Raw genomic sequence first — 11,017 nt, 5'->3', positions numbered from 1 at the left:
CGCGGCCTGGGTCATTGCTCGGCTTGGAGGATGGACCGCCTACTACGGAAAGCCCGGCCCAAAGATCATGCGCTTAGGCCTCGAAGCCTTCCGCCGCATCAAACACGGGACCACTCTGAAGCTCCGAAATGTGTGAATCGAATAGCTGGGAACCGGGCTTGATTGCTCCCATCGCCCGCGAGACCATCTCTCGCGGGCTTGGCCTCAGCGTCGGGAGGCCAGGACCACACGCTTTCACGTCCGCTTCCGGGCCGTTCGTCCGCACGAAGAACTCGCGCGCGGCACCGAAACGTCCATCGCATCCCGCACCCCACGTTCGTGACGACCGCGAAGCGCCCCTCGGTATCGAGCGCGGGACGGCTCGGATCATGCTTCTGATTTACGTGAAAGTCAAGCCTGTTTTTTGAAAATCGGAAGGCCGCAACGCTGCGACGGAATGGCAGGACGGGCAGTTGGCGCATGGCACGCGTGCGTTAGCTGCAGGCGAAAGGTCCACAGCTCCCTCGGCACAGAATGGACATCATTCAAGATGTGCTACTCTCGGTCCCCTGCACAAAAGGACCGTCCCGAGGTCAGGAGTCTGGAATTGCCGACCCACCATGCTCAGGATGACCCCTTCAGAGCATTCGTGGACCTCATCGTCTGCGGCGATAGTGACGCCGCCGTCAGGTTGCTCGAGGCTTCGCCAAACCTCGCCAACGAACGCGCTGCCCGAGGCGCAATTCGGCAAGCTGCGAAGGAGAATTTTTTCGATCGGATCAGGCACTACATCTACGAGGGTGATACTGCACTTCATATGGCAGCTGCCGCAAACCAGACGCGCATCGCAGAGCAACTGATCTCCGGGGGTGCCGACGTTCATGCGAGAAACCGGCGCGGTGCAGAACCGCTTCACTATGCCGCTGACGGCGGGCCAGGCTCGCCTGCGTGGAATCCCGACGAGCAGGCCAGGATCATCGGCGCGCTCATTCGAGCCGGCGCCGACCCGAACGCCGTCGACAAAAGCGGGGTCTCTCCACTGCACCGGGCGGTGCGCAATCGCTGTGCCGCTGCGGTAAGGGCGCTCATCGAAAGCGGCGCCGATCCACGGGCTCCCAACAGAAGCGGGTCAACCCCGATGCGGCTCGCGACAATGAACACCGGCAAGAGTGGATCAGGGTCTCCAGGCGCCAGAGAGCAGCAGCGAGCGATTTTGCGCATTCTGAGGCAGCACGGCGCTGCGTGACGCAGGAGTACTAACCCACCCTATGACAGCTACGAGCTGACCTGCCCGTCGTGCAGTCATCGGGCGCGACACCTGCGCGCCGGGACTCGCAAGGCGGGTCGGCCGACGGCGTGACTCACCACGTCGCCGGGGAGAGAAGGAGGGTCGTACGCTTCGCTGACCGAGCCTTGGGCGAGCCGCTCGAGATAACCGGAAATCGTCACCTCCTCGTCGGAGGCCACGCGGGCAACTCGCGCATTTGTGAAATGCTATGATGCATAACGCTAGTCATCATAGCATATTGTTCAGCGACCGTTCAGTCCGGAAACGACACGTATGACGAGCGGATGCGATCGCCGTGTCCGCCCTGTACGAGACCGCTTAGTGTCGGGAGCCCACTCAACTGCGAAGAGGAAACGATGAAAAGACGCCAGTTTGGTTCTGCCGTGATTGGTGCAGTGACGCTCGTTGTCACCCTTGTTGGATGCGTCACTTACGCAGAAGCTGCACCATTATCAGTCCCCGCCGGCCCGTTTGATTTGTGTCCACCGGGCTATTGGCTCGGTCGTGGAAGGCAGGCGTGTTGGATACGGCAGGTGCGCCCAGGCCCGTATGGAGGATGCCCGCAAAACTATCACCTTGGGCCACTGGGGGGCTGGTGCTGGGCGGACTATGTCGGATAGGTGAGGCTCCCATCGGCGCAGGATCGAACCCTCGAGAGACGGCGCGTATTCGGCGGCCGAGCCTCCGCAACGGGTGACACCAAAAACGATAGAGGCCGCCAACAGGCGGCGGCCTCTGAACATTCCGTCAAAATGTGTGCGGATGGACTGGAGCGTTTTCGAGCGAAGTGGGCATCGGTTCGCGTGAAGAAAACGCGCCAAAACGAGACTCTAGAGCCTCCGTTCCGATTCAATCGGAACGGAAAGGCTCTCGCGCGCCGGCTTGATCGAGCGCGGCGACGGCGGAACGTGAAAGATCTCGTAGCCGGCGACCACCGGAAACGTCTCCGCCGCTTCGGGCGTCACCAGCGCGACGACGGCGGCCGGCACCTCGGCATCGCTGAGCCTGGTCATCGCAGTGGCCCGTCCCTCGCTGAGCTGCACTTCGGTGGTGCCGGCCGCGGCGATCGCGGTGCGGACCTTGCCGCCCATCGGCGCATAGTCGCCGCGGAAAGAAAAGAGGTGGGTTACGCTCCGCTAACCCACCCTACCTGCTGTTACGGGCCGCGCAGCTCAGACGCCAAGCCACGCCAATCCGCCGGGAAGCGCGCGCCGGCAGCTAGTGGCCGACGACGACCTCGCTGATCTGGATGACCGGCGCGAGATCGGTGTAGTTCGGGATGTCGCCCATGATCTCCTGCGCGTGCGGCCCAAAACCCTTCTGGAACGCCTCGACCGAGTCGCAGAAGATGTGGCACATGCCGACATAGGTTGCGGGCGCTCCCGGCGCGCCGCCGGCCAGGCCCTTGTCGATGGTGTAGTATTTGCAGGCATCGCCGAGCCGCGCCTTGACCAGCGGCATGTGTTTGTCGCGATAATAGTCGTGGTCAAAGCGGGCGCCCGGATTGTTCGGATACATGACGCTGACTTTGATCATGGCGTGCTTCCTCCCAAAAATGCTTGCCGGTTGAAGTCCGGCGTTGGCGGCGAACTCTGCGTCAGATTTGCCGAACCTGCAACCGCAAAGACGCGCGTTCCGCAACGGTCACTCAGGACCGCAGCACGAGTCCGTGGGTCGTGGTCCCGCTCACCGACGCGGTTTCAGCGAGCGCGGCGACAACGGCACGCGAAACGTTCGGAAGCCGGTGACGTCAGGAAATGCGTCCGCCGCCTCCGGAGCAGCCAGCGCGACGATAGCGGCCGGCACCTCGCCGCTCGCCAGGCGATCGATCGCCGTCGTCGTCGCCTCGCTCAATTGCACCTCGCTCGCACCCGCGGCCACGATCGCGGTCCGGATCATGGCAGCGGATGCGGCAAACCTGCCATCGATCGCGACGCTTTTTGCGGTGAGGTCGGAAACATCCGTGATGTTCAGACGTGTCATCAGGACGGCGACGAGACCGTCGGCCTCGCCCGCCGTCGCCGGAGGGTTGCTACGTTCCACATCCGCTGTGGCGTCAGCGACCTCTTGCTGGATCGATCGCGCGAGCCGCGGCACGTCACGCGGTGGCGCGGACGGAGAGGCTACGCCCTCAGCAGGAGCGGAGACAGCACGTGTCGTCGCCGTGGTGACCGGCTCAGGCGTGGGTGCAGGCGCCTCGGGAGGAGCCGGGGCAAGCGGGCGGGTCGGTGCGCTCTCGCCCCTCGCCGCGGCTACCCTTGGAGCCGTCTTGGCAGCGCGATCCTTTCCGGCGTGATCCGGCGGCCGCTTCGCGCCTTTCGCCGCATGGAGGGGCTTGCCGTGCAGACTTGCAGATTTCGTCCTGAACGACAGGAAATTGAGCGGCGAGTTCGCGGCGCTCCTGCCATCAAAGGTGAGCCGGTCGCCGTCACGGCAGGACGTGGCGAGCGTCGGCAATGGCGGTGAATGGCTGCAGCCGGTCAAGCTCAGACCCAGCGCGCCGATGAGAAGCTTTCTCAAGCAGTCGCTCCGTGGAGGCTTTTTGGGTTCCGCCAGCAATTCTTGCTGCGTCGAACGATATGCGCTGGACGATGCAGTTTTGAGCGAAACGTTTAAGCGCGCGTTAAGCGTGCGCCATCGAACGGACGGAGCTTTCGAATGGTTAACGCGCCGTTACGCGCAAAACATCGACGCAGGCACCTTGCCGGTTCCGGGTCACATGCACCGAATGACGCGCCGATTTTGCTCTGCAGCAAGCGGAGTTTCCTCTGCGACAATTTGGGCGAAACGGGAACGGCAAGCGCGGTGGAGCGTTCTTAGCTTCACCGTTTCCTGATCAAGGAGAAGATCAATGTTGACGAAATTTCTGGCAGCGGGCCTGATCGGTTCCGCGCTGCTCATCTCGCCTGTGCTCGCGGAGGATACGGGTGCGATGAACAAGGTCGGCGCCTCCACCACCGCGGAGCCATATCACGGCGACTGGCGCACGTCCAAGGTCGTGGGTTTGAGCGTTTACAACAGCAAGGACGAGAACATCGGCGCGATCAACGATCTGCTGATGGACAAGAGCGGCAACATCAAAGCCGTGGTGGTTGGCGTCGGCGGCTTCCTCGGCATGGGCGAGCACCTGGTGGCGATCCCGTTCGAGAAGATCAAGTTCGTGGACGAGCCGGCCAGGACGGCTTCGACGACGACCACGCCGAACGCGAATCCGCCGGGCGCCGCGCCGAACCGGCCGGCCTCGAGCACGACGACGGGCGCTGCGACCACCAGCACCACAACCACGAAATCCAACGAGTGGTATCCCGATCACGCGATGTTCGACGCGACCAAGGATGAGCTGAAGAACCTGCCCGAGTTCAAATATTCGAGCTAAGGCTGCCGCGATCACATCGTGATCCCGCAAGGAGCGCCCGGCCTGCCGGGCGCTTTTATTTTGAGCTCGGGCAAAGCCGGCACACCGCGGGATGTTTCGTGAAATCGTCGTGGCCTCGGTCTATGATCGGACCATGAAATTCGTGCTTCGTCTCGCGCTTGCAGCGCTGTCGCTCCTCCTTGTCGCCATCGCCGCGCCCGGACGCGCCGCGGAGTCCCCTCCCGTCGATGTCCGCATTCTCGCGATCAACGATTTTCATGGCAATCTGCGCCCGCCCCCGGGCGGCATCCGGATCGCCGATCCCGATGACAAGGCGAAAAAGATCGCGGTGTCGGCCGGCGGCGCCGAATACATGGCGACCCTGGTCAAACAGCTCCGCGACGGTCACGCCAACACGATCTTCGTCGCAGCCGGCGACCTGATCGGCGCGAGCCCGCTGCTGTCAGGCCTGTTTCATGACGAGCCGACCATCGAATCGCTGTCGATGATGGGGCTCGCGGTCGCATCCGTCGGCAACCATGAATTCGACGAAGGCAAGGACGAACTCTTGCGGATGCAGAATGGCGGCTGCCATCCCGTCGACAAATGCCGGGGGCCGCATCCGTTCGAAGGCGCCAAATTTCACTACCTTGCAGCCTCCACCGTCGACACCGCGACCGGCAAGACGGTGTTTCCGCCCTATGAGATCCGCAGCTTCGATAGCGTCGCCGTCGCCTTCATCGGGCTGACGCTGAAAGGCACCAGCGGGATCATCTCGCCATCGGCCGCCGCCGGGCTCGAATTTCGCGACGAGGCCGAGACCGTGAATGCACTCGTTCCCGAACTGAAGGCGCGCGGCGTGCAGGCGATCGTGGTTCTCATCCATGAGGGCGGCTGGCCGACCGGCGACTACAACGAATGCCCGGGGATTTCCGGCCCGATCGTCGACATCGTGAAAAAGCTCGACCCCGCGGTCGACGTCGTGATCTCCGGCCATACCCACCAGGCCTATGTCTGCGAGATCGATCATCGGCTGGTCACGAGCGGCGACAAGTTCGGCACCCTGGTCACTGCGATCGACCTGAAACTCGATCCAGCGACGCGCGACGTGATCAGCGCCAGAGCCGACAATGTCATCGTGCACAACACGCTGGCGAAAGACGCCGAGCAGACCGCGCTGATCGCGGCCTATGACAAGGTGGCGGCGCCGCTCGCGAACCGCCGCGCCGGCACCATCACGGAGACGCTGTCGCGCGTGCCCAACGAAGCCGGCGAGAGCGTGCTCGGCGACGTCATCGCGGATGCACAGCTCGCCGCGACGCGCAGCGAGAAGGACGGCGGCGCGGTGGTCGCCTTCACCAATCCCGGCGGCATCCGCACCGATGTGGTCAAGCAAGGAGACGGTGGCGTGAGCTATGCCGACCTGTTCGCGAGCCAGCCGTTCCGCAACCAGCTGGTGACGCTGACCCTGACGGGCGACCAGATCAAGGCCATGCTGGAGCAGCAATGGCTGGATCCCAGGCGGCCGCGGATCCTGCAGGTGTCCGGCGGATTCAGCTATGCCTTCGACAATGACAAGCCGTTCGGCGAGCGCGTGATCGCGGAGCGCATGATGCTGAACGACGCGCGCATCGCGCCCGCGCAAAACTACCGTGTCACCGTCAACAACTATCTCGCGCAGGGCGGCGATGGTTTTGCTGCGCTGAAGGACGGCACCAACGCACAGTTCGGTGCCTACGACAGCGACGCGCTTTTCGCTTACTTTCTGGCCAAGGGCGAGATCACGCCGACCACGCCCGATCGCATCGCGCGGGTGAATTGACGCCGTCATTGCGAGGCGCAAAGCGCCGAAGCAATCCAGGCGACAGTGATTCCGGGACCGCTCGAAGAGCCGGACCCGGAATCTCGAGATTCCGGGTTCGCGCTTCGCGCGCCCCGGAATGACACCACTCGTGAGACTCTGGATTGCTTCGGCGCGTTGCGCCTCGCAATGACGGTATGCAACCCAGCCGTTTCCGGAGACTTCCGCCCTTTCCGAGCGGGCGGCGACGCCTTAAATTAGCCGCTTGGCCCAAACGGCGCCCGTCACGCTATCCAGGGTTTTCAATGTCCACCTTGTACCTGACCCATCCGGCCTGCCTCGATCATATGACGCCCGAGGGCCATCCCGAGCGGTCCGACCGGCTGCGCGTGGTCAACCAGGTGCTGTCGGAAGCGCGTTTTGCAGCCCTGGTGCGCGGCGAGGCCGTGGAAGGCAATCTCGATCTGGTCACGCTCTGTCACAACGAGCACTACGTCACCGAGCTGCGCCACATCGCACCGACCGAAGGCATGATCTACATCGACGGCGACACCTCGATGTCGCCGGGAACCTGGGAAGCCGTGATGCGCGGCGTCGGCGGCGCGGTGACCGCGACCGAGGCGGTCATGAGCGGGACGCATCAAAACGCCTTCGTCGCGGTGCGCCCGCCCGGCCATCACGCCGAACACAACAAGCCGATGGGTTTCTGCTTCTTCGACAACGTCGCGATCGCCGCCCGTCACGCGCAGCGCAAGTTCGGCATCGGCCGCGCCGCGATCGTCGATTTCGACGTCCATCACGGCAACGGCACACAGGACATCTTCTGGTCCGATGCCAGCGTGATGTACTGCTCGACCCACCAGATGCCGCTGTTCCCGGGCACCGGAGCCCGCGGCGAGCGCGGCGAACATGATACCATCGTCAACGCGCCGCTCGCCTCCGAGGACGGCAGCCAGCAGTTCCGCAGCGCCTTCGAGAACGTCATCCTGCCGCAGCTCACCAGATTCGCGCCCGAGCTGATCATCGTTTCGGCCGGTTTCGACGCGCATTTCCGCGATCCCCTGGCCTCGCTCAATCTGCGCGCCGAGGACTTTGGCTGGGTCACTAAAAAGCTGATGGATGTGGCGGAAGCCTCCGCCAGCGGGCGAATTGTCTCGGTGCTCGAAGGCGGCTATGATCTTCAGGGATTGAAGGAATCGGTTGCGGCCCACGTCACCGCCCTGATGAACGGCTGATTTGCCGGGCAGCCGAGGATTCCCGGATTGATGAACGGACAGCGTGCGCGAGCGGATTGTCACAATCTGTCCGCACTGATCCATTTTAAGGGCCGGAGCTGTTGCGGCCCCCCACAAGTTCCTGCATCAGAGCGGGCACTGGAACCCAGGAGGGACCGGCCGGATTCGCCCACGCGTGAATGCGTCAAACCAGAGAAAGCAGCATGGCAGAAAACACCCTCATCGACGTCAAGAAGCTCTCCTTCGAGCGCGCGATCGAAGAACTCGAATCGATCGTGAAGCGGCTGGAGGATGGCAAGGTGCCGTTGGAGGAATCGGTCGCCATCTACGAACGCGGCGAGGCGCTCAAGCGTCGCTGCGAGGAGTTGTTGCGGCAGGCCGAGGCGCGGGTCGAGAAGATCACCGCGGATACGACCGGCGAGGTCACCGGCGTCGAACCGCTAGACGTGCAGTAGCCGTTCGCGACCTTAAGCCCGGCACTTTTGGGCAACATGGCCGGCCAAAAGGCGCTGATGCGACGGCCCGGTCATGATGGCGGTCAAAAACCTCTTGGCGCCCCCTCCGGCCTGCTATAGTCGGACGTGCTGCCGGACGACCTTGAACCCGGCGAGCCCGGCGGGGGAAAGCGACGTTGCGCGTCCAAGAGCGCCATATCATTTACGTGCAGGGCTATGATCCCCGCGGCCTTGCGCAATATTACCGGATGTTCCGCACGGAACTGCGCAAGTTCGGCCGGCTCTATCAGGTCAATACCACACTCGGCCGTCCGCAGAGCCGCTCCGACGACGAGATCACGTCCTGGACCATCGCCACCGAGGCCGAGGGCTGGAAGACCCGCACCACCTACGATTTCCTGCGCTTTGAGGATTTCATCCAGCGCGACCTCGCCTCGCCGATCTGGCGCACGGTGCTGCGTGCGGTCTTCTTCTATTGGCGGCTGGTGTTCAACGGCACGATGGGGCGCTTCACCCGCGCGAACTGGCGCTTTGCGACCTTCATCACCTACCCTCATTTCATCCTGCTCCTGGAGGCGCTCGCGGTCGCGGCCTTCGCCTTCGTGTTCGAAAAGGGCCTGCAGGCGCTCGGCCTGCCGCTCTTCGTCACCGCGCCGCTCGCCTCTGCGCTGTTCATTGCCGTGCTCGGGCTCCTGCTCAAATACACCGAGAACCAGACCTACGTGCTCTATCTCTTGTGCGACTGGATCTGGACCTGGGAGTTCGCGCACAAGCAGCGCCCCGAATGGGATGAGCGGCTCGACCGCTTCGCCGACTATCTCTGCAGCGTCGCGCGCACCAGCTGTGCCGACGAGATCGTCATCGTCGGCCACAGTTCGGGATCGTTTCTCGGTACCGAGATGCTGGCGCGCGCGCTGAGGCGCGACGGAGCGCTCGGCCGGCACGGCCCGCGCATCATGCTGCTGACGCTCGGCGGCAACTATCCGATCGTCGGTTTTCACGCGGCGGCGCAACACTTCCGCGATCACCTGCGCGAACTCGCCATCGAGCACTCGGTCGAGTGGATCGACTGCCAGGCCCGCAAGGACGTGATGAATTTCTTCCAGCTCGATCCGCTGGCGAGCCATGGCATCGAGGTCGGCGCGACGAGATGCAACCCCAAGATCGTCCCAGTCCGTTTTCGCGAGATCATCGACGCGAGCCACTACAACCTGTTCCGCTGGCAGTTCTTCCGCGTGCACTTCCAGTTCGTGATGGCGAACGAACGGCCGCATGCCTACGACTTCTTCATGATCGTGTGCGGGCCGGTTCCCCTGCGCGAGCGCATGGCTTCTCCGGAAGCAGCGTTAACGGTCGTGACTGCGCAGGGGCCGGATTTGAGGGAACAAGCGTGGCTTACCCTCGAATCTGGCGCTCCCGGCAACGGAAATGCCGTCGGTTTGACCGATGGGGAACCTCCCGCGCGGCTCAGTGGTTAGGGTTTTTGGCGTCCTGTTAACCCTGCTCATGGCCGGCAGGCTGTGGTGCGGGTTGGCTTTGGCCGCGGCTTTGGTGTAAAGCTTCGGGAACTACGGGCTTTTTGCGGGCTCTTTCGGCCGTCGGCAACTCCGGGCTTAAGAGCTTGCAAATACTCAGAGAATGCGGCCGGGACGGGGCTAAGCCGCGGAAAGTGACATCGATCACGTTGACCGATTGGGGAACAAACTAGGCTCTGAAACTGGCTTTCTGCCCGTGCAGGTGACACCGACGGCCCAAGCTTTTGCTGTGCCGATTGAACGCAACCCGTCTGTCGTCGGACCAACGCTCCGACATGCAAAATTGGAATATCGCTGTGACCACATTCAGTAAAACGCCGCTTCTCGATACCATCCGTACGCCCGATGACCTTAGACGGCTGAAGGTGGACCAGCTCCGGCAGGTGGCCGACGAGCTCCGCCAGGAGACCATCGATGCGGTTTCGGTGACGGGCGGGCATTTTGGCGCTGGTCTCGGTGTGGTCGAGCTGACCACGGCCATCCATTACATCTTCGATACGCCGCGCGACCGCCTGATCTGGGACGTCGGCCACCAAGCCTATCCGCACAAAATTCTCACCGGCCGCCGCGACCGCATCCGCACCTTGCGCACCGGTGGCGGTCTGTCCGGTTTCACCAAGCGCAGCGAGAGCGATTACGATCCGTTCGGCGCCGCGCACTCCTCGACCTCGATTTCGGCGGCCCTTGGCATGGCCGTGGCGCGCGACCTCTCCGGCGGCAAGAACAACGTCATCGCCGTGATCGGCGACGGCGCGATGTCGGCCGGCATGGCCTATGAGGCGATGAACAATGCCGGCGCGATGAATTCGCGCCTCATCGTCATCCTCAACGACAACGACATGTCGATCGCGCCGCCAGTCGGCGCGATGGCCGGCTATCTGGCTCGCCTGTTCTCCGGGCACACGTATCGTTCGCTGCGCGAGGTCGGCAAGCAGCTCGCCACCAAGCTGCCGAAGGCCCTGGAAATCGGCGCGCTGCGTGCCGAGGAATTCAGCCGCGGCATGATTACCGGCGGCACCATGTTCGAGGAGCTCGGCTTCTACTATGTCGGGCCGATCGACGGGCACAATCTCGATCACCTGATTCCGGTGCTCAAGAATGTGCGCGATGCAAAGAAAGGCCCGATCCTGGTCCATGTCGTCACCCAGAAGGGCAAGGGCTATCCGCCGGCGGAAGCCTCCGCGGACAAGTACCACGCGGTGGTCAAGTTCGACGTTGCGACCGGCACCCAGGCCAAGGCCAAGCCGAATGCGCCGGCCTATCAGAACGTGTTCGGCCAGAGCCTGGTCAAGGAAGCGCAGAAGGACGACAAGATCGTCGCCATCACCGCGGCGATGCCGTCGGGCACCGGCGTCGACATCTTCAACAA

The 11,017-nt window shown here is 63.4% G+C and carries 10 protein-coding genes; 7 read left to right on the top strand and 3 right to left on the bottom strand.

Annotated elements, in window-relative coordinates; translation table 11 throughout:
* Positions 1-436: 436 nt before the first annotated feature.
* Positions 437-1,225, top strand: a complete 789-nt coding sequence (locus JOZ76_RS08465; RefSeq protein ID WP_366938548.1) for an ankyrin repeat domain-containing protein — start codon at positions 437-439, stop codon at positions 1,223-1,225.
* Between the two features lie 872 nt (positions 1,226-2,097).
* On the opposite strand, the gene JOZ76_RS08460 is transcribed toward JOZ76_RS08465, so the two are convergent.
* The 3 genes from JOZ76_RS08460 to JOZ76_RS08450 all read right to left on the bottom strand — a co-directional run bounded on the left by JOZ76_RS08460 (position 2,098) and on the right by JOZ76_RS08450 (position 3,787).
* Positions 2,098-2,358 (bottom strand): hypothetical protein, encoded by a 261-nt coding sequence (locus JOZ76_RS08460; RefSeq protein WP_291698170.1) that lies wholly within the window; start codon positions 2,356-2,358, stop codon positions 2,098-2,100.
* Between the two features lie 127 nt (positions 2,359-2,485).
* Positions 2,486-2,803 carry an EthD family reductase gene (locus tag JOZ76_RS08455; protein ID WP_291698169.1) on the bottom strand — a complete coding sequence of 106 codons (318 nt, stop codon included), beginning with the start codon at positions 2,801-2,803 and terminating at the stop codon, positions 2,486-2,488.
* Between the two features lie 150 nt (positions 2,804-2,953).
* The gene (locus JOZ76_RS08450; protein WP_291698168.1) at positions 2,954-3,787 is read right to left on the bottom strand and encodes a hypothetical protein; all 834 of its coding nucleotides are present in this window, start codon (positions 3,785-3,787) and stop codon (positions 2,954-2,956) included.
* Positions 3,788-4,118: 331 nt separating this feature from the next.
* Here JOZ76_RS08450 and JOZ76_RS08445 point away from each other — a divergent pair, with 331 nt between their 5' ends.
* The 6 genes from JOZ76_RS08445 to dxs form a co-directional block, all read left to right on the top strand.
* Positions 4,119-4,643, top strand: a complete 525-nt coding sequence (locus JOZ76_RS08445) for a PRC-barrel domain-containing protein (RefSeq protein WP_291698167.1) — start codon at positions 4,119-4,121, stop codon at positions 4,641-4,643.
* 133 nt (positions 4,644-4,776) lie between these two features.
* On the top strand, positions 4,777-6,444 hold the full coding sequence (locus JOZ76_RS08440; protein WP_291698171.1) for a bifunctional metallophosphatase/5'-nucleotidase: 1,668 nt from the start codon (positions 4,777-4,779) through the stop codon (positions 6,442-6,444).
* 284 nt (positions 6,445-6,728) lie between these two features.
* Positions 6,729-7,658, top strand: coding sequence for a histone deacetylase family protein (locus JOZ76_RS08435; RefSeq protein WP_291698166.1), 930 nt, complete (start codon positions 6,729-6,731; stop codon positions 7,656-7,658).
* A 203-nt stretch (positions 7,659-7,861) separates the two neighbouring features.
* A complete protein-coding gene (locus JOZ76_RS08430) occupies positions 7,862-8,113 on the top strand; it encodes an exodeoxyribonuclease VII small subunit (RefSeq protein WP_291698165.1) in 252 nt (83 codons plus the stop codon).
* Positions 8,114-8,289: 176 nt separating this feature from the next.
* The gene (locus JOZ76_RS08425) at positions 8,290-9,591 is read left to right on the top strand and encodes a hypothetical protein (RefSeq protein WP_291698164.1); all 1,302 of its coding nucleotides are present in this window, start codon (positions 8,290-8,292) and stop codon (positions 9,589-9,591) included.
* Between the two features lie 332 nt (positions 9,592-9,923).
* Positions 9,924-11,017 (top strand): 1-deoxy-D-xylulose-5-phosphate synthase (gene dxs / locus JOZ76_RS08420; protein ID WP_291698163.1); only part of this gene is annotated, 1,094 nt, incomplete at its 3' end.

The organism is Bradyrhizobium sp., assembly GCF_019244115.1.
Classification (GTDB): domain Bacteria; phylum Pseudomonadota; class Alphaproteobacteria; order Rhizobiales; family Xanthobacteraceae; genus Bradyrhizobium.
Note: the sequence above shows the minus strand (reverse complement) of the source record. Positions and strands in the feature narration are given on the sequence as shown.